This window comes from Micromonospora sp. NPDC005979, assembly GCF_040614415.1.
GTDB lineage: Bacteria > Actinomycetota > Actinomycetes > Mycobacteriales > Micromonosporaceae > Micromonospora.
Genome location: NZ_JBEXUR010000010.1, coordinates 192,219 through 210,891, shown reverse-complemented (window position 1 = coordinate 210,891; position 18,673 = coordinate 192,219). Strand labels below are relative to the sequence as shown.

Annotated in this window: 19 protein-coding genes; 3 read left to right on the top strand and 16 right to left on the bottom strand. The window is 74.9% G+C overall.

The window, feature by feature from the left end:
- From ABZ272_RS18850 to ABZ272_RS18785, 14 genes are all read right to left on the bottom strand, one after another.
- Positions 1-546, bottom strand: coding sequence for a phage tail protein (locus tag ABZ272_RS18850; protein ID WP_355051215.1), 546 nt, complete (start codon positions 544-546; stop codon positions 1-3).
- Positions 527-3,178, bottom strand: coding sequence for a putative baseplate assembly protein (locus tag ABZ272_RS18845; protein WP_355051214.1), 2,652 nt, complete (start codon positions 3,176-3,178; stop codon positions 527-529). The genes ABZ272_RS18850 and ABZ272_RS18845 overlap by 20 nt, the downstream gene beginning before the upstream one ends.
- Positions 3,175-3,606 carry a GPW/gp25 family protein gene (locus ABZ272_RS18840; protein WP_355051213.1) on the bottom strand — a complete coding sequence of 144 codons (432 nt, stop codon included), beginning with the start codon at positions 3,604-3,606 and terminating at the stop codon, positions 3,175-3,177. Before ABZ272_RS18840 ends, ABZ272_RS18845 begins: the two co-directional genes overlap by 4 nt.
- Entirely contained in the window at positions 3,603-3,941 is a 339-nt protein-coding gene (locus ABZ272_RS18835) for a hypothetical protein (protein ID WP_355051212.1), read from the bottom strand. Before ABZ272_RS18835 ends, ABZ272_RS18840 begins: the two co-directional genes overlap by 4 nt.
- Positions 3,941-5,533: a contractile injection system protein, VgrG/Pvc8 family gene (locus tag ABZ272_RS18830; RefSeq protein WP_355051211.1), complete on the bottom strand. Its 1,593-nt coding sequence runs from the start codon at positions 5,531-5,533 to the stop codon at positions 3,941-3,943. Before ABZ272_RS18830 ends, ABZ272_RS18835 begins: the two co-directional genes overlap by 1 nt.
- Entirely contained in the window at positions 5,530-6,438 is a 909-nt protein-coding gene (locus tag ABZ272_RS18825) for a hypothetical protein (protein WP_355051210.1), read from the bottom strand. Before ABZ272_RS18825 ends, ABZ272_RS18830 begins: the two co-directional genes overlap by 4 nt.
- Complete coding sequence (locus tag ABZ272_RS18820; RefSeq protein ID WP_355051209.1) at positions 6,438-7,781, bottom strand: hypothetical protein; 1,344 nt, start codon at positions 7,779-7,781, stop codon at positions 6,438-6,440. The genes ABZ272_RS18825 and ABZ272_RS18820 overlap by 1 nt, the downstream gene beginning before the upstream one ends.
- Positions 7,756-8,238, bottom strand: coding sequence for a phage tail protein (locus ABZ272_RS18815; RefSeq protein ID WP_355051208.1), 483 nt, complete (start codon positions 8,236-8,238; stop codon positions 7,756-7,758). Before ABZ272_RS18815 ends, ABZ272_RS18820 begins: the two co-directional genes overlap by 26 nt.
- Before the next feature lies 1 nt (position 8,239).
- Complete coding sequence (locus ABZ272_RS18810) at positions 8,240-9,469, bottom strand: phage tail sheath subtilisin-like domain-containing protein (protein WP_355051207.1); 1,230 nt, start codon at positions 9,467-9,469, stop codon at positions 8,240-8,242.
- A 24-nt stretch (positions 9,470-9,493) separates the two neighbouring features.
- A complete protein-coding gene (locus ABZ272_RS18805) occupies positions 9,494-10,192 on the bottom strand; it encodes a carboxypeptidase-like regulatory domain-containing protein (RefSeq protein ID WP_355051206.1) in 699 nt (232 codons plus the stop codon).
- The gene (locus ABZ272_RS18800; protein WP_355051205.1) at positions 10,189-10,797 is read right to left on the bottom strand and encodes a glycine zipper family protein; all 609 of its coding nucleotides are present in this window, start codon (positions 10,795-10,797) and stop codon (positions 10,189-10,191) included. The genes ABZ272_RS18805 and ABZ272_RS18800 overlap by 4 nt, the downstream gene beginning before the upstream one ends.
- 13 nt (positions 10,798-10,810) lie before the next feature.
- Positions 10,811-11,146 (bottom strand): hypothetical protein, encoded by a 336-nt coding sequence (locus tag ABZ272_RS18795; protein ID WP_355051204.1) that lies wholly within the window; start codon positions 11,144-11,146, stop codon positions 10,811-10,813.
- Between the two features lie 148 nt (positions 11,147-11,294).
- Complete coding sequence (locus ABZ272_RS18790) at positions 11,295-12,101, bottom strand: DUF3153 domain-containing protein (protein WP_355051203.1); 807 nt, start codon at positions 12,099-12,101, stop codon at positions 11,295-11,297.
- Positions 12,102-12,259: 158 nt separating this feature from the next.
- Positions 12,260-13,423: an FAD-dependent oxidoreductase gene (locus tag ABZ272_RS18785; protein WP_355051202.1), complete on the bottom strand. Its 1,164-nt coding sequence runs from the start codon at positions 13,421-13,423 to the stop codon at positions 12,260-12,262.
- 67 nt (positions 13,424-13,490) lie between these two features.
- On the opposite strand from ABZ272_RS18785, the gene ABZ272_RS18780 reads away from it, so the two are divergent.
- Together ABZ272_RS18780 and ABZ272_RS18775 are read left to right on the top strand one after the other, a co-directional pair.
- Complete coding sequence (locus ABZ272_RS18780) at positions 13,491-14,120, top strand: TetR/AcrR family transcriptional regulator (protein ID WP_355051201.1); 630 nt, start codon at positions 13,491-13,493, stop codon at positions 14,118-14,120.
- Positions 14,121-14,273: 153 nt separating this feature from the next.
- Positions 14,274-15,398 (top strand): FUSC family protein, encoded by a 1,125-nt coding sequence (locus ABZ272_RS18775; protein WP_355051200.1) that lies wholly within the window; start codon positions 14,274-14,276, stop codon positions 15,396-15,398.
- 1 nt (position 15,399) lies between these two features.
- Here ABZ272_RS18775 and ABZ272_RS18770 read toward each other — a convergent pair whose 3' ends face one another.
- Together ABZ272_RS18770 and ABZ272_RS18765 are read right to left on the bottom strand one after the other, a co-directional pair.
- Entirely contained in the window at positions 15,400-16,101 is a 702-nt protein-coding gene (locus ABZ272_RS18770; protein WP_355051199.1) for a phospholipase, read from the bottom strand.
- A 76-nt stretch (positions 16,102-16,177) separates the two neighbouring features.
- Positions 16,178-17,167 (bottom strand): LacI family DNA-binding transcriptional regulator, encoded by a 990-nt coding sequence (locus tag ABZ272_RS18765; protein ID WP_355051198.1) that lies wholly within the window; start codon positions 17,165-17,167, stop codon positions 16,178-16,180.
- A 162-nt stretch (positions 17,168-17,329) separates the two neighbouring features.
- Here ABZ272_RS18765 and ABZ272_RS18760 point away from each other — a divergent pair, with 162 nt between their 5' ends.
- Complete coding sequence (locus ABZ272_RS18760) at positions 17,330-18,619, top strand: MFS transporter (RefSeq protein ID WP_355051197.1); 1,290 nt, start codon at positions 17,330-17,332, stop codon at positions 18,617-18,619.
- The last annotated feature ends 54 nt before the right edge of the window (positions 18,620-18,673 follow it).

Genomic DNA, 18,673 nt, shown 5'->3' with positions numbered 1-18,673 from the left:
TTAGGCGGACGGTGCGGCGGTCGGCTGATCCGATGGGGGCGAGGCGGCGAGGACGACCTCGGCGGTGGTCGCCGCCGGCTTCTCCGCCTCGACGATGCGGGTGATCACGGCGAGGTGGTCGGCGGCGGCCGCCGGTACCCGCACCACGATGTGAAAGGGCCTCTCGTCGGGCTCGTCGATGGCGAAGCCGCTCACCCCGGTGGCCACCTCCAGGGCCCGTCGCATCCCGTACGGGGTGCCGCGCCACCGCGCCAGCAGCGCGCCGTGGGCCACCAGGTCACGTAGCCGCCCGACCGGCAGGGGCAGCGGCGCGTCCGGTCGGTGCGACGCCACGACGTGGTCCATCGCCACCCAGCGGGTCAGGCGTACGACCATGTCGTCAGGGGCCCGGTACGGGTCGAACAGGGCGTCCACCTCGGCGAGGATCGCCTCGTCCGGGGCGTGCAGCCCCTCCATGACGTCCAGCAGCGCCCAGAGCACGCTGCCCGGCACGCATGCCCGCTGGTACGCGGCGGGCAGCAGCCGCTCAATCGCCGAGCGTCGCATCCTGGCGCACCACCTCGATGTCGTGCTCGCCGGAGCAGAGCAGCCACGTGTCCGGGACGGTCACCACGTCGGCGGTGGCCTGGTTGGCGCTGGCGGTCCAGGTGACCGCGTCGGCGCTGCGGTACACGCCGCGCTCGCCGCAGGCCAGCACCAGCCGGTCCGCCGCCGGACCGCCCGCGCCGGCGGCCGTCGGACCGCCCGCGCCGGCGGCCGCCGCGGGAGGGCCGCTCACGGCGACGGCGTCGACCGGCACGAACCGGGTCCGGTCGCGCAACGGCAGCCCGCAGTTGACCGAGACCGGTTGCCACTGCGGCTGGGCGGCCAGGGTGTCCAGCCGCAGCACCCCGCCACTCTGCGTGGCGGCCACCGCCTGCTGGCCGGCGAACGCCAGATCCCGGCAGGTACCGCCGATCCAGCCGGCCTGCACCGACTGCCACTTGACGTCGGACTCGAACAGCCGGGTGCGGTGACAGCCCTGGCCGGGCTTCTTCGGGTCCGGCTCGCCCGCGCCGCTCCACAGCAGCGTGGCCGGGCCGTCGTACTGCACCGCGAGGACCCGGTTGTCCACGTTGGAGAGCCCGACGTGCGTGAAGCTGCCCGGCCGGCCGCCGGCCGTCGACAGGTACACCCCGAAGCTGGCCTGCGCCGCGACCGCCACGCCCGGCGCGCCGCGCTCGGAGACGAAGGCGCGGACCGCGTAGAAGCCCCGGTCGGCGTCGGAAGGGTCGACGAGGATCTGCAACGGCACCGCGCCGGGCAGCAGCGACACCTCGTACAGCCCGGTGTCGGTGGCCACCAGCAGCGCTCCCGCGCCGTCGCGGTCCAGCCACGCCACGTCGGAGATCCGCGAGTCCAGGTCGGTCAGCAGCGACCACGTCTCACCCAGGTCGGTGCTCAGTCGTACCCGGGAGCCACCCGACTCGCGCACCGTCACCACGGCCACCGAGCCGGGACGCGCCACGATGCCGGGCCGCACCGGTGCGGGGGCGGGCGCGACCCGCAGCACCGTCTCGTCGTCGTCGAACCGGCCGGCCGGCTCCCAGCCCGAACCCGCGTTGCTGGAGCGGAACAACACCGGGCCACGCCCGGCGTACCAGGTGCGCGGCTGGTACGCGTCGACGGCGAGGGCGCGGACGTTGGCGTCGGGCGCCTCGTCGACCACGAACCGCACCGACTCGACGTACCGCACGCCCGGTTCGGCCTGCTCCAACAACCGGTACACGTTCGATGCCCGCAGCGGCTCGCCGAACGGCCACCCGCTCGGGTTGAGCGCGGTGGGCAGCGGGCTGAGCGTCTGGTGCAGCCGGTCGTGGATGCGCCGCCGGACCGCGTCCACGTCCTCCTCCCGCCGCACCACCACCCGGGCCCGCACCGACACCGCCTTGAACCGGGCCCAGCTCGCCCGCGAGCGGATACCGACCATCCGGCGCTGTTCCAGGTCGGCCTCGACGCGGTGGCGGGCCTCGGGCACCTCGTACTCGCGCAGCACCGCCACCGGCAGCCGGCCGCCCGGTCGAGCCTCCGGCGGCACGTACGGCACCAGCACCACCTCGACCTCACCCGGGCGGGCGAAGCTGTAGACGGCCGAGCGGGTGAACGCGCGGGCCCGCGCCACCGCGCCCGAGCTGGTGGCGAGGACCTCGAAATCGCGGGCGGTGACCGCGCGCTGCTGGGCGAAGAACTCGTACGGGCCGCGCAGCAGCACCGACTCCAACGCCTCCATCTCCCGGCCGCCGGCCGCCCGGGTGGGGTTGTCGACGCGTACCCCGGGCAGTGGATCGCGCAGGGTGGTCAGCGTGCCGGCGGCGACGTTGCCGGCCGGACCGCCGCCGGCCCGGTACCAGAGGCGGACCTGCCGCCCGGCCGGGGGCACGGCCGCCACCGGCGTCGGCCCGGCGGTGCCGTCGGCGGGCGGCCGCAGGTCCAGGGCCGGGGCGAAGGTGACGGTGCCCGAGCAGCGGTCCACCAGGTACGCCTTGGCCTGCGGGCCGAGCCCGGCGAAGCTGTCCACCGGCTGCCAGATCTCGAACGTGCGGCCCTCGTGCTCGCGGGCCGCCGCCCCCAGCTCCACCGAGCCGGTCGGCACCTCCACCCCGAGCAGCAGGTCCAGCGGCTCCCCGGTGTGGGCCAGGGGAGCGCGGGTCGCGCGCAGCACCTGCCCCGGCTGGCCGTTGCCGAGACCCAGCAGCTCCGCGTCCACCGGCTCGCAGTGGTGCATCCGGACGGTCACCGAGGACTCGCCGGCCGGCAGCGTCGCCGGCTCGGTCGTGACGAACACGACGGGCCGGGGATCCGCGCCACGCGCCGCCGCGACCCGCAGCCCGGCCGGGATCCGCACCGCCGAGGTGTCGGCGCCGGCGCGGGTGAACACCACGTCCGCCCAGGCCACGGTGGGCGCGTGCCGCGCCACCCCGAGCAGGTTCAGGAACTGCACGTACGCCTTCTCCGGCAACTGGTTCAGCCGGTAGATCATCACCTCGGTCAGGTGCGCGAACGCCTCCACCAGCGCCATGCCCGGGTCGTGCGCCGACAGGTCGGTCCAGCCGGGGCAGGACTGGCGGATCCGCTCGCGGGCCTCGGTGACGAGATCGAGGAACCCCCGGTCGTCCAGGTGCGGCACGGGCAGCGTCATGACGATTCTCCCGGTTCGTCGTCGGCGGGGAGCAGATCCACGGAGAACACCAACTGGCCGGGCGTGAGGCTGGCCCGCACCCGGTAGTCGAGGCGGATCACCAGCCGCCACGCGTCGTCCACGTCGGGCCCGGCGTCGACGTCGATGACCTCGACCCGGGGCTCCCAGCGGGCGATGGCCTGCCGCACGTAGTGGATAGCCAGCCCGGCCGTGGTGTCGTCGTTGGGCGCGAAGATCAGCCGGTGCAGCCGGGAGCCGTACCCGGGTCGCATCAGCCGCTCGCCGGGCGTCGTCGACAACAGCAGGAACAGCGCCTGGCGTACGCTCTCGTCGCCCTCGGTCATGGCCAGCCCGCCGGCGGCGGTGAGCGCCAACCCGCCGCCCCGGCCGGCGTCGAAGCCGGCCCCGACGAAGCGGAACGCCCTCACCGGTCCGCCCCCAGGAAGCGCTGGCGGGGGTCGCGGACGGTGTGGTGGATCGCGTCCGGTGGTGTGCCGTCGGTGAAGCCCTCCAGGTGCGAGAGCACCACCCGGTGTCCGTCGACGCGGATCCAGTCGCTGTAGCCGACGCGGACGGTCCGCGTCTTCGCGCACGGTTTGATGGTCGGGCCGTAGTTCGGGCAGGCGACGATCTTCCGACCCTCCGGGTCGTCGTCCACCAGCACCGGCACGGCGGTGACGGTCACCCACCGCTGCGACGGTTGGTTCTCGACCCGGCCGTCGTGGTCACAGGCGATCACCGAGTCGCGGTGGATCCAACGCATCAGCCGCCTCCTTCGTGGTGGGCGCGGGCGAGCGAACGGGCCTGCCGCGCCGCGGTGGTCGGGTCCTCGGTCGCCTCGGCGTGCAGGAAGTCCACGCTGCGGGCCCGGACCACCATGGCCCGGCCCGGTGCGGAGATCACCAGATCCGTCGCCGCGTGCAGGGTGGCCAGGTCGGGGGTGAGCTCCAACCAACTGCCGCCCTCGGTGCCGAGCCGCAGGCTGCGCTGGACGTCGTCCACGACGATCGACTGTCCGCCGGCCGTACGCAGCGTCCAGCGCCGGGCCCGACCGTCGTCGATGCCCGCGTCGTACGGCTCGACGGCCCCGAACAGCGAACCCAGCACGATGCCCGAGGCCGGCTCGCCGCCGGGCAGCACCACCAGCACGGTGTCGTCCGGATCGGGGAGCGCCACCAGACCCTTGCCGCGCCCCGCCCCCGGGCAGAGCACGCCGAGCCAACCGGCGTCCAGGTCCCCGTACGCGGGCAGGGTCAGCCGTACCCGGCCCAACCCGTCCGGGTCGGCCACGTCGGTCACGGTGCCGAGCGTGACGACCGCGCCGCCGACCGCCGTGGGCGTCGTGGCCGGCGGCACGGTCGAGAACCGGGTGAGGTGCCCCTCGCCGTCCACGGTGTGCACCACCTCGGTCAGCACGTACGCCCCCGCGAGAGGGTCGGGCACCCCCGCCAGGGCGATCCGCCGGCCCGGCCGCAGCGCCGGATCACCCTCGGCCACCCCCTCGGCGGTGGACAGGGCGGCAGCGCGCAGGTCCAGTCGCGCCTGGGCCAGCGCGGCCACCTCGTCGTCGCTGCGTCCCGGCTGGTCGACGGCGGTGCGGACGCCATCGGCGCCCACGTCGGCCGGGTCCGGGCGGTCACCGGCCGGCCGACCGCAGCGCGCCTCGTCGGCCCGCTGGCTGATCGGCTCGGCCCGCTGCGGGTGCCACCCCAACACGACGCTCGCGCCGCTGGCCTGGTCCGCGTTGGTGGACAACCGCAGGGTGTGCACACCCGCGCCGAGGGTCAGCGGGAGCGGCTCGCCGTAGCCGGCGAGGGTCACCAGTCGTACGCCGTCGCCGTCGGCGGCCAGGTGCAGCCCGGCCCGCCCAGCGACCTCGCAGAGCAGCTCCAGATCACTGTGCCGGTGCTGGACCAACCGTTCCAGCCGAGGGCCGTCGTCCTCGGCCGCCACGCTGAGCCCCACCTCGCCGCACAGGTCCCGGGCCAGCTCCGCCGCCGTCACCGAGGTGAAGACCCGCAGGTCCTGCCGCTTGCGCAGCCGGTGCAGCGCGTCGTACGCCCGCAGCCGCAGCACGACCGCGCCATCGGCGGCGTACTCGACCTCCACGCAGGTCACCTCCCCGACGAACAGCGCGTCGGCGTGGTCGGCGAGCCGTACGTCGAGGGTCGAGCCGGGGCGCACGGCGGGGTCGAGCGCCGCAGTGCCGGCGGAGGTCGCGAGCACCAGTTCCGCCTGGGTCGGCTGGTCGAGCCGGGCGGCCACCCGCAGCGAGCGGATCCGCTGGCGGGCCACGGCGTTCAGCTCGACGCCGTCGAGCAGGACGGTCAGCGCGCGGGGCGCGACGCTGGTCATGGCGCACCCCCCGCGCCTGGTGCGCCGCCAGCCGACGCGGTCCCGCTCGCGGCGGCCGTTCCGGCCGACCCGGTCCCGGTCGCGGCCGCGATCGAGGCGGCCCAGCTCGCGGCGGCGGCGATCGAGGCGTCCACGAACGACCCGCCGGCCCGTGCCATCGCGCCGAGCGCCGACTCCGGCGCGGAGCCGCCCGGGCCGACCGGGGGCACCGCGAGGGTCGTACCGGCCGGCACCGCGAGCGGGTCGGTGATCCGGTTGTGTTCGGCCAGCAGCCGCCACCGCAGCGGCGAGCCGAGCGCGTCGTTGGCCAGCAGGTCGAAACGGACCCCGGCGTGGCCCGGCTCGGTGGCACCGTCGCCGGCCGCGACCACGGCGCTGCCCGGCGCGGCGACCGGCGTACTCGCCGCGGCAAGCTCCTCGGCGAAGCCGGCCTGCGCCTGGTCGGCGCTCTCGGCGGTCCGGACCAACTTCAGTCGCAGCCAGGAGCGCCGGGGCGAGCCCGTACCGGTGAACGCGTCGAACCGCTCGGCCACCGCCACGATCACGCCCGGCACGTTCCACGTCTTACCCCAGACCAGCCGGACCAGCGGCGGACGCAGCCAGCCATGCTCGACGTCGGAGTTCTCCGCCAGCATCCACAACGGTCGGGTCAGCATCCGTACGTCGGTGGGGCGCACCTGCGCCTGGACGAAGTCGACGTCGAAGAGCAGATCCAGCACCAACTCCGTACGGCCACCGCCGGTGAAGACCAGCGGGTCGTCGGCCAGACCGGAACCGGTGAGCTGCGCGCCGCCCGCACCCCGAGGGCGTACGCCGGCGAGCCGGGTCACCTGCACGGTCTCCGGATTGAGCAGACAGTCCACCCGCTCCCCGGTGGAGTCGATGAGGAAGGCGACGCGTTCCATCAGCCGCCCGCCTGCTCCCGGTCGAGCCGGCGCTCGTGGCCCGCGTCGAGCGCCGTGCCGGGCACCGTCCACAGCGGTCCGTCATCCGGGAGAGCCGGCCACGGGTCCACGCCGGGCCCGACGGCCGCCGACGGGAACGGCGCGCTCACCGGCCAGGGCCCGGTGCCGTCGACCTCGGCGGTGCCCGTCCCGTACCCCGGTCGAGCGTCCCACCGCCCGACCTCGCCGCCGCGCCGCACACCGGCGTACCGGTTGTCGGCGCGCTGGTCGCGGTCCGGCCGGGTGCGCTCGCCGTGGCGCGGTGCGTGGTGCTGGTCGGGCCCCCCGTACCGGCCCGTTGGTCGCTGGTCGGGGAGCGGGCTCGCGCGGTGCTCGGGCAACTGCCGGGAGCGTCCGCCGAGGTGGTGGTCGGCAACTGGCTCCCGGTGGTGCTCTCCGAGCCGCCCGGCCCGTTGGTCGGGGAGCCGGTCGCTGTGCTGTTCGGGATGGTGGCCGGCGTGCGGCCGGGCGTGCCGGTCGGTGGGGTGCTCTCCGAGCCGGGCCGGCCCAGCCGGCTCGTCCGGCAGAGCGGGCCAGGACGGTCCGCCCGCCCTCCCGCCGCCGCGTCCGTGCCGCGACGTCGTGGCGTCCAGCGCGGATCGTCGAGAGAAGGGGCTTCTGGCGGTGCCGAGACCTTGCACGCTCTCGCCGGGTGGCACCGGTGCGGGAGGCAGATGTGGCGTGGTGCGGGGGGTGGCGACCGCCTCCCCGGGGTGGGCGACAGCGGGCGCTCGGAACGGACCGCCGACGCTCGCCGCGCTGTCACGCCCGTCCGCCGACGCGGAGCCGTCGGACCGGGCCGTCCCGCTCGACGACGTCGAGCCATGCGGGATCGCTGGTCGAATGATCGGGAGCCGTCGTTCGGACCCGCCGTCCGGGTGTCCGGGACCGCCCGCCTCGAGACCAGGGCGGACGTGATCACCAGCGCCGCCCGGTCGGGCGCGCGGGTGCGGGTCGCCGAGGGCGGCGGCGACCGGCCGGTCGGTCCGACCGGCGACCGGAGGGGACGCCGGTTCGCCCGAGCGGTCCGGCCGCCGCGACGGCGCCGCGCTCGGCGGAGTCTCGTCCCGCGTCGGCGCGGCCTGGTCGACGTCGACGTCCAGCTCACGGAGCAGGCCGGGGGCGTGCGCGGCGACCAGGTCCACCCAGTGCTGCGGCGGCTCGCCGAGACGACGCGACGGCTCCGCCGGACGTTCCGGCTCGGCGGTCGGGTTGTCGACGCGTCCGGCGAGGCGCTGCACCGCGCCGGCCACCGAGCGGAGGCGACCGGCCAGCCAGCTACGCGGGCGTCGGCGCGGCTGCACCGCCGGCCTCCAGTTCGAGGCCCTCGTAGCGCAGCGTCAGCGACGCGATGGCGATCTCGTGGCTCACCGTGTTGAGGTGCGCTCCGCGCCACCGGGTGGGCCACGCGTCGATCAGGTTCCAGCGCAGCACCTCGGCGGTGCCCGCCGCGTCGAGCAGCACCACCGACACGTTGCGGCGGTTGAGGGTGCCCTTGGCGGTGGCGTTCACCCAGTCCCACAGCTCACGGGACGCGGTGAGGCCGAAGTGCAGTGTCACCGGCTCGTACTCGGCCTGGCCGGGGACCATCCGCGTCGGTCCGGGGCCGTGCTCCCGGTACGGCTGCCCGGGGATGTTCACCTCCAGTCCGCTCATCTCGGTGAAGTGGCCGTTGGTGACTCCGTTGATGAGCAGCCGGAAGTTGTAGGCCCGGTACGGGTCGACGGGCGCGCCGGGCTGCGGGGTGGCGGGAGTGGCCATGTCAGCCTCCGATCGTCTCGGTCTCGGTGCCGCCGGCCCACTGGCTGAGCTTGAACACCACGAATTCGGCGGGCTTGACGACGGCAATGCCGATGTGGGCGATCACCATGCCGGCGTCGCGGACGTCCGGCGGGTTGGTCTCCTCGTCGCACTTGACGAAGAACGCCTCCTCGGGGCTGCGCCCCAGCAGCGCGCCGTCGCGCCACACCCGGGTGAGGAACGCCCCGATGTCGCGCCGGATCGAGCGCCAGAGGGTGAAGTCGTTCGGTTCGAAGACCATCCACCGGGTGCCGTTGGCGATGGCCTGTTCGATGGCGATGCTGAGTCGCCGGACGTTGAGGTAGCGCCACTCGCTGGCCTCGGCGGCGAGCGTACGGGCGCCCCAGACGCGGATGCCCTCGCCGGCGAAGTAGCGGATCACGTTGACGCCCTTGGGGTTGAGCACGTCGTGCTCGGGGCGGGTGACCCGGTAGCCGAGGTCGACGGCGCCCCGGACCGGTTCGTTGGCCGGCGCCTTGTGCACGCCGCGCAGAGCGTCGGTGCGGGCCCAGATGCCGGCCAGGTGCCCGCTCGGCGGCGTCAGTTCCAGCTCTCCGGTGATCGGGTCACGGACCTGTAGGTACGGGTAGTAGAACGCGGCGAACTCGGACTGCCGGGGCCGGTACGCGGGCGGCCCCTCCCCGCCGCCCGGACCAGCGGCAGGGCCGCCACCCTCGGCGGGTTTCGGCGGCTTGCCGGAGGACGGGGTGGCGACCCGGGTCAGCGCGGAGATGTCGTCGATGTCCGGGGCCGGGTCGCAGATCGCCACCATGGTGCGGGTCCGCTCGGCCATGCTGATCAGCGCGTCGTGGGACACCGGGTCGGAGAAGCCCGGCGCGGCGATGATGGAGATCTCGTCGACGGCCTCCAGCAGTTGCAGGCCGCCGCGTTGCTTGCCGGTGCCGGTGATGGCGCCACCGTCGCCGACGTTGACCACCCAGCAGCGCGCGCCCCCGTTGTCCAGGAAACCGAAGACGGCCCGCGCGAGGGGGGTGCTCTCGACCTGGTCGCCGTCGGCGAAGAGCCGCAGGAACTCGGTCCAGTTGTTGACCGGTACGGCCTTGCCCAGGTGGGCGTCGCGGTTCGGGGCGACGCCGACGAACGCGGCGATGCTGGTGCTCACCGGGCCGATCGGTCGGGCGCCGCTGGGGACCTCCTCGACGTAGATGCCGGGGGAGAAGTAGCTGGGCATCGGTCCTCCTGTGCGGGGTGGGCGTCAGTGGGTCGGTGGAGCGCAGACGATGACGATGTCGTCGTCGTCCGCGTCCACGTCGGCGGTGAGCACGAGCCCGCGACCGCTCAGCCGCAGCCGTACCGGGCGGGGGTGTTCGGGGTCGTGCGGGACCCCGGCGATCTGGAACCGGCCGTCGGGCCCGGTGCGGGTCGCGGACGTCGTGCCCGGCACCTCGACGCGCATGGCGGCGAGGGGCTGGTCCTGCGGGCCGACGACCCGGCCGGCGAGCGCGCGCACCGTGACCTGACGCAGCCGCAGCGGCTGCAGGACCGGGGGCGCGGCCGGTGTCGGGTGGTCCACCTGAGCCGGTACGTCGATCAGCAGCGCCGGGCGGGGCGCGGCGTCCAGCGCGTGCCACAGCGCCGCCGCTCCGGCGTCCAGTACCACCGGGTAGCGGCCGTCCCGGGTCGTGGCGGCGAGCACCCGGTCCAGGACGGCGAGCCCGGCCGGACCGGCCACGCTGAGCAGGTAGCGGACCGTGAACCGGAACGGCTCGCGGACCGCGCCGCTGGAGCGGGTCTGCTGGGCCGGGCGCAGTTCGAGGGGCCACAGGGTCAGCCCGTCGGCGTCGCCGCCCGCGCGGGGTGGACCGATCGGGACGGGTTCCCCCGCCGCGCTGGTCAGCCATTCGGCCAGCTCGGCGGTGGCCGTCTCGATCGGTCCGCGCCCGTCGACGGTCATCGCGGCGGCGTCCCCTGGATGCGGTACGCGATGGCCTCGTTCCACACGTGCGGGTAGACGCCGATCTCGAAGTAGCGGGTGAACCGGTTGATCGGCGCGTTGGTGTGGTCGTGGTAGAGCAGCCAGATCGGCGCGATCGTGAAGAGCGCGTAGTTCGCCAGCACCAGCGGGATGTACAGCGGTCCGAGCAGTCGCGCCTGGAAGATGTGCACGTCCTCGTGGCGTTGGATGCCGGAGTTGGATCCCGCGCAGACGGTGCCGATGGTGGTGGCGTAGCGCGGGGAGACCCCCTGCACCACGCAGACCCGGCCGCTGGCGGCCGACGTGGGCCGGTCCAACGAGTGCCCGAAGACGAGGTGCACGACCAGGTAGATGGCTCCGACCACCGTGTTGAGCAGGCTCCACGTGTGGTCGACGACGAAGAGGACGATGCCGCGCGCGTCCGGGGCGTACACCCCGGCGGAGGTGACCGCCCAGCCGAACACGGCCCCGACCAGCAGGCCCACGACGGCCCCGACGAGCAGGCCGATCGGCCCGCCGGCCAGGAGGCCGAAGACGGCGCCGGCAGCCATCTGGATCACCGCGCTGAGGATTCCGAAGATCATGACGACACCCCCCTCAGACCCAGGAGCGGAAGACGCGGGGCTCGCGACCGCTCGCGAGCTGGGTGGGGGTGGCCTGCCGGTTGCCGGGCGGGAACTGGTTGACGCCGAGCGCGGCGGAGAAGATGACCAGCGCGTTGAAGAACGCGATGACCCACTTCTCGCCGCCGACCTCGTCGGCGAACGCCGCCGAGAGGTAGGACAGCAGCAGGGCGATGGCGATGGCGATCCACTTGCGGAGCTTGTCGCCGCTCGGACCGATCAACCCGCCGATGACGTTGGTGGCCAGCAGGGTGGCGGCGCTCGCTCCGGCGAGACTGCCCAGGGCTGCCCAGGTGAAGAGATCGTTCACGGCGATCCCCCCTTTTCTGCAGTGGTGCGACCGGGATGTGGTGGTGGTGAGGCCGGCGTTCCCGCGCGGGGAGCGCCGACGCCGGTCGCCGTCGTGGCGGGGCGGCCGGAGCGGGGACGCGGCCGGCGGAGGCCGGCCACCGGATGCGTCAGCCGGGCCCGGGCGCGCCGGCGGGCGGCCCCGGCGGGGTCGGGCCGGGCGTGGTCGGGTCGGTCGCGGTCGGACCGGCTGCCGCCGGCGCCGTCGAGCGACGGCGACGCAACAGGAGTACGGCCACAGCGGTGAGGACGAGCAGCAGGAGTACGCCGCCGACGACCAGCAGCCACGGGAAACCACCCGAGTCGGTCTCGGCGGCTGCCGGCGAGGCCGAGGGGCGCGGCGGCGCCTCGGCGACGGCGCGCAATTCCACGGGCTTGTCCTGGTTGGAGTCGACCTTCCAGGTGACCGATCGACCGTTGACGGTGCCATTGGTGTCGATCACCCGTCCGGGAAAGGTCACCGAGATCTCGAACGACATCAGCTTGAGGAAGGCCTGCTGCTGTTGAGGATTCTGCTGGGTGGCTTTCCCGCCGTATTTCTTCGGGTCCAGCGGTAGCGTGAAACGGTAGAAGTCGCCGTCCCGGACCAGTTTGACGCTCTCGCTGTCGAAGCCCGCCAGCGGCGCCTTGCGGTAATTGATCTGTGCGCCGAAGAGCTTGCTGTCCTCGTAGCCCGTCTCCTCGCCGGGAGGCAGCGCCGGAATGTTCTTCCGCAGCTCGGCGAAGGCGGCCGGAATGTTCTTGTTCTGGGAGCTCAGCACCGACTTCTGGGCGGTCAGCAGCAACTGCCCGTCGACCGTGTCGTCGGCGTTCACGGTGAGTCCCATGTTGAGTTGCATGCAGCCGCTCAACGCGGCGAGAAGAAGGAGGCACACCGCGATGCGGAGTGCCCTACCGCGGTTGACGCTCCTGTTCATGCGCTCAGTGTGTGTGATCCAATTCACCACGAGCAGTCAGCGATCGGTCACTAGGTAGTCGCCGATTGTACCGGCGCACTGTCGTATTTGGCCGAGGCAGCGAGCGGTCCCGAAGAATAGACTGAAGCTTTGCGCCGCCGGCCGTACTGACGGGCGACTCAGCCCTGCGGCGGTCGCCAGTCGACGCACCAGGTCATGCTCCGCAGCGTGACGCTGGCCGGGACGAGGCGCAGCGCGGCGGTACGGGCCGCGAGGGCCAGAGGGTTCCGCAGTTGCTGGCCGTACCTCCCGGCGCGCAGGGACGCGCGGGCGATGGCCTGGGTGCGCGGGCGACGCTGCTCGTCGTACGCCGCCAGGGCGGCCGGCAACCCCTGCGCGCCCCCGGCGCAGGCCGCGCCGAGCACCACCGCGTCCTCGATGGCCTGGCCGGCGCCCTGCCCGAGGTTCGGCGTCATCGCGTGGGCCGCGTCGCCGAGCAGCGCCACCCGGCCCCGCACGTAGGACGGCAGCGGTGTGGCCAGGTGGTGGATGTCGTTGCGCAGCACCGCCTCGGGCGGGGTCGCCGCCAACAGCGCGGGGATGGGGTCGTGCCATGTGCCGAAGTGCTCCCGAACCGCCGCCAGCTCGTCCGGGGCGTGGCCGCCGGGCGGGGCGTTGCGGGCCGCGTACCAGTAGAGCCAGCCGTCGCCGATCGGCACCATGCCGAACTCGGCGGCCGGGCCCCAGGTGATCGCCGTCGGGATCGGTTCCGGGAACGCGATGGCGGCCCGCCAGGCCGTCGAGCCCGCGTACACCGGGGCGGGAATCTCCGGCCAGAGCTGGGCGCGCAGCCGGCTGCGCAGGCCGTCGGCGCCGACCACCAGGTCGGCGTGGAGGGTTCGCGGGCCATCGGGCCCGCGGTAGCGCACCGTCGCGCGGTCGGGGTCGGAGTCGACGTGCTCGACCTCGGCCCCGGTGTGCAGCGACGACGCGGGCAGCGCCTCGCGCAGGATGCGGTGCAGGGTGGCCCGGTGGACGCCGAGCGCGCTGGTGCCGAGCTGTCGGACCATCTCTGCCGCGTCCATGCGGGACAGCCACCGGCCCTGTCGGTCGCGGACCCCACCGGGGGCCTCGGCGTGCGCGTTGGACCGCAGGGCCGAGCTGAGGCCGAGGGCGTCCAGGGCGCGTAGCGCGTTGGTCATCAGAGTCAGGCCGGCGCCCACCTCGCGCAGCTCCGGGGCGCGTTCCAGCACGGTGACCCGCCAGCCGCGCCGGTGCAGGGCGAGCGCCGCGCTCAGCCCGCCGATGCCGCCGCCGACCACCACGGCGTGCGAGTCGCTCATGTCGACCACCTTTCTACACCTGTAGAAGAGCGATACTACCTGCGCACCGCGCAGAGGAGGAACCCCGTTGAACGCCCGCGCCCACCGGATCGCGCTGCTGACCGACGCGGCCATCGAACTGATCGCCGATGGCGGCATGCGGGCGCTCACCCACCGGGCCGTCGACGCCCGCGCCGAGCTGCCGCCCGGCACCACATCGGCGTACCTGCGCACCCGCCAGGCGCTGATCGAGGCGGTGGTGCAGCGCCTCGTCGAGCGGGACCGGGTCGACCTGGCCGCGTACGACCTGCCGACCGAGCCGCCTGCCCCGCAACCCGGTCCGCGCCTGGACGGCGACGACCTCGACCAGCTGGCCGCCGGGGTGGCCGAGGTGCTCGACCGGTGGCTGAGCGTGGGACGCAGTCGTACCCTGGCCCGCTACGCCTGCCTGCTGGAGGCGGTGCACCGCCCCGAACTACGCGGCATCCTGCGACATGGCACCGGCATCCGGGTCCAGTCCCGCGACCTGCTGACCCGCGCCGGCGCCACCGACCCGGACCGGCAGGGCGACCAGTTCGTCGCGTACGTCGACGGGTTGCTCTTCGACCGGCTGGTCGGCACGGGCGCGCTCACCGCCCCGACCCCGGGCACCCCGGCCAGCCGCGCCGATCTCGCGGACGCCGTCCGTACGCTGCTGCGCGCCCTGACCGGGAGGTGACCGGGGGCCGGTGATCGCGCGACGGCGGTCGGCGGGCGGCCCGGTCGGCGGCTGCGCCGCGCGATGGTGGACGATCGCGGAAGGAGCGAGCCGGCGGACGCCGGTGATCGCTGACGGCCGTACAACGCGTCGGTCGACCGGTGGGAGGTGGCGATGGCGTGGTTCGCGGGCCTGCGGGTCGCCGGCCACCGGTTGCGCCAGGGGTGGCGGCCGGTGCTGGAGGCGACCGTCGCGGCGACCGTGGCCTGGCTGCTCGCCACCCGCCTGCTCGGGCATCCACAGCCGTTCTTCGCGCCGGCCGCCGCGCTGATCGTCCTCGGTCAGGCCCGTGGGCAGCGCATCCGGCGGGCCGTCGAGGTCGTGCTCGGGGTGGCCGCCGGGGTGCTCGTCGCGGACCTGGTCGTGCAGGCGCTGGGCCCCGGCAGCACGTGGACGGTCTGCACGGTCATTCTGCTCACCGTTCTGCTCGCGGTCGCCTTCGGCGCCACCGGCGTCACCCTCGTGCAGGCCGCCGTCTCCGCGCTCTACCTGGTGGTGGTCGCGCCGCCGGACGGGTCGCTGGTGCCGTTCCGCTTCGTCGACGCGCTGATCGGCGGCGCGGTGGCGCTCGCCGTCAGCCTCCTCGTCGACGCCCGGCACCCGCTCGCGCCGCTCGTCGCCGAGGTGCGGCGCACGTTCGACGAGCTGGCCGGTCTGCTGGGCGAGATCGCCGACGCGTTGGACGGGCGCGACGAGCCGGCGGCGGTGGCCGCCCTGGCGCGGGCCCGGGGCATGGACGCCCGGGTCGACGGGCTGCGGGACGGCGTGCTGGCCGCCGGCGAGGCGCTGCGGCTCAACGTGCGCCGACGCCGGCACATCGGCCGGTTGCGGTCGGTGGACGAGTCGGTCCGGCAGATCGACTACGTGGTCCGCAACGTCCGGGTGCTGGCCCGCGCGGGGGTGACGCTCAGTCGACTCGGGACCCCCACCCCGCCCGAACTGGGCGACGCGCTGCGCTGCCTGGTGGAGGCGGTCCGGGAGGCCGGCGCGGCGCTCGCCGCCGACCTGGACGGGCAGGAGGAGGCCGCCGACCGGCACGCCCTGCGGGCCGACGAGGCGGCGCTGGCTGCGGTCCGTACCGCGGGGCAGCTCTTCGGGTCGACCCAGACCCTCCCCCTCGCCATGATCATCGGCCAGGTCCGGGCGACGGCGATCGACCTGCTGCGGGGCGTCCACCCCGACGACGACGTCGCCGTCCTGGCCCGCGTGGACGCGGCCCTCGGCCTGCCCGCCGTCTAACCTAACCGGTGAGCCACCCGGTGGCCCTCGCGCGGATTGCGGCGGGCAGCTCATGCCCGCCGGGGAACTCCTCGTAGGTGACGTCGTAGCCGATCCCGCGCAGGTGCGGCACGAAGCGGCGGCTGCACACGTCGACGGGCAGCACCGGGTCGTCCACCCCGTGCGAGACGAAGATCCGTGGTCGCCCACGGACGACCGGCGGCGCGGCGAAGCCGGGGGAGAAGGCCAGCACCGCGTCGACCAGGTCGCCGTTGGCCAGGCCCAGCGAGAGCGCGTACGACGCGCCGTCGGAGAAACCGCCGAGCGTCACACCCTGTACCGGGTAGCCGTCGAACGCGCTGGCCAGCAACGCGTCGATGTGCCCGACGTCCACCCCGAGGCCACCGGCGATCAGGTCCCAACTGGTCGCCGACGACTGCGGGGCGATCAGCAGCAGGTGGTGCGCGTCCGCGACCGGAAGCAGCAGGTCCAGGCCGTGCCGGGCGGAGCCACCCGCCCCGTGCAGGAGCACCACCAGCCGGTACGCGGCCCCGTCGGCGGCCGGCTCCGGCACGTACGCCATCGCGGGCCGGCCACCGTCACCGCCGGGCAGCGGCACGATGCCGCTCGGCCCGGCCACCACCGGCGGGTGTGGGCGTGTGGTCAACCGGCCGTGCCGGTGACCCTGCGCGGGCGCCCGGCTCGGCGGCGCGGGGTCGGACACGGGCCACCAACTCCTCGCGGTCGACGAGAGGTGCGAGGCGGTTACCCGGCCGGCCGCCGGTTAACCGGCCGGCCGCTCAGGCGCTGTCCCGGGCCACCAGGTCGGACGGGAAAAGCGTCACCGGCGCTCCGGGGCGACCGGCCAGCACGGCGGCGGCCGCCGCAGCGGCGATCCGGCCCACCGGGTGGCTGGCGGTGGTCAGCGCCGGCGCGGTCATGCCGGCCAGTGGGATGTCGTCGAAGCCGGCCACCGCGACGTCACCGGGCACCCGGACGCCGCCCTCGCGCAGCTCCGCGATCACCCCGAGGGCCGTCTCGTCGCTGATCGCGTAGATCGCGTCGACGTCCGGCCAGCGCCGCAGCGCCTCGCCGGCCGCCTCCCGGCCCCGCGCCGCCGTAAAGTCCCCCCGCACGACCCGCTCCGGCAGGCCGGCCTCGCGCATCAGGTGGCGGTACGCCCGCACCGGCCGCTGCGCGCACGGCAGCCACCGCGGACCGGTCACCATGGCGATCCGACGGCGGCCCGTCCCGTACAGGTGGCGTAACACCGCGCCCGCGCCGGTGGTGTTGTCGACGTCGAACGACGGCACCGTGGCCGAGCCGATGCCGATCGAGGCGATCCGGCCGTGCAGCGCCCGGGGTACGGCCGCCAGCAGGTCCTCGGTGGTGTTGACCAGCACGACCCCGCACACGCTGCGGTCGGCGGCGAGCTGGTCGAGGCCGCGCGGGTCGCCCAGCGCCAGCCAGTGCAGGGCCACCCCGACGCCGGCCGGCGCGCACACCCGGGCGGCCGAGCCGACCACGCGGTCCACGTACGGGTCGTCCAGCACGGCCGCGCTGGCCCCCAGGGCGGCCACCACCAGCCGTACGCCGCCGCCGCGGACCAGTGCGCGCGCGGCCGGGTTGGGCACGTAGCCGAGCTGGTCGGCGGCCGTCACCACCCGTGCCCGGGCGGCCGGCGAGGCGAACCCGGTGCCGGCGATCACCCGCGAGGCGGTGGATCGGGACACTCCGGCGGCCCGGGCGACGTCCTCCAGGGTGGCTGGCCGCTGTGCCGCTGCCGTCATCGTGTCCTCCCCGACGACGCCCGCCCCCCGCGGGCGTGCGCCTGCCAGCCATCATCCCCCGACCTGCGGGCTTGCGGTAAGGGGCGGGGCCCGCTTGTGGTGGTAGCGCTCTCAGGTGTGCGATCGTGCCAGGAGATCACCCCCCAGGAAGAGGACCACCCCGTGAGTGCCCCCACCAGTCCCGCCGTCGCCCCGGACGCCACCGCGCCGGCGCGGGCCGTCGTGCTCGCCCGCAACGGCGTCGCCCTGACCTTCACCCTGAACGGCCTGGCCGTCGGTAGCTGGTTCTCCCGGGTGCCGGCCGTCCGGGAGGCGCTGGACCTGTCCGCCGGCCGCCTCGGGCTGCTGTTGCTCGCGTTGAGCGTCGGCGCGCTGCTCGCCATGCCGACGTCCGGGCTGCTCGCCCAGCGCCTCGGCTCCGCCCGCACGGTGACCCTCGCCACCGTGCTGGTCGCGGTGGGCCTGATCGTGGCCGGGTTGGGCGCGACGGTCGCCGGGTCGGCCGCCGTCGTCGCGCTGGGCATGGTCGCCTTCGGCTACGGCTCCGGCGCGTGTGACGTGGCGATGAACGTCGAGGGCGCCGCCGTGGAGCGTCGGTTGGGGCGTACCGTGATGCCCCGTTTCCACGCGGCCTGGAGCCTCGGGTCGGTGGCCGGCGCGGGCGTCGGCGCCGGGGCGGCCCGCCTGGACGTGCCGGTGGGCGCGCACCTCGCCGTGGTGGCCGTGGTGGTCCTGGTCGGCACCTTCTTCGCGTCCCGGGCGTACCTGCCCCAGCCCGTCGTGGACGCGGCCAACGGGCCGACGGACACCAGCCCGGCTGGCCGTCGGCGGGCCCAGCTCGCCGCCTGGCGCGAGCCGCGCACCCTGCTGATCGGGCTGTTCGTGCTGGTGGCGGCCTTCACCGAGGGCAGCGCCAACGACTGGCTGGCGGTCGCGTTCGTGGACGGCCGGGACCTGAGCGAGGCGGCCGGTGCCGCGGTCTTCGGTGTGTTCGTCGTCGGCATGACCCTCGGTCGCACCGCCGGCACGGTCGCGCTGGACCGTTGGGGGCGGGTGCCGGTCCTCACCGGCACCGTCCTGCTCGCCGCCGCCGGCGCGACGCTGGCCGTGCTGGCCGGCTCGGGACCGGTGGCCATCGTCGGCGTCGCGCTGTGGGGGATCGGCGCGTCACTCGGCTTCCCCGTCGGCATGAGCGCGGCGGCCGACGAGGAGGCGCACGCGGCGGTACGGGTCAGCGTCGTCGCCGTGATCGGCTACACGGCCTTCCTGGGTGGCCCGCCGCTGCTCGGGCTGCTCGGCGACCACGTCGGCGTCCTGCGGGCGCTGCTGGTGGTGCCGCTGCTGCTCCTGCCGACGTTGGCGCTGGTGCCGGCGCTGCGCCCGCCGCGCGCCGCCGAGCGGGAGTCCGAAGAGGCCGTCGCCGAGCAGTCGTCGGCAGCACAACAAAACTAGCCCGGATCAGGGCGTACCGGTATCGGGCGCGCGGCCGAGTGCGCCGCGCCCCCG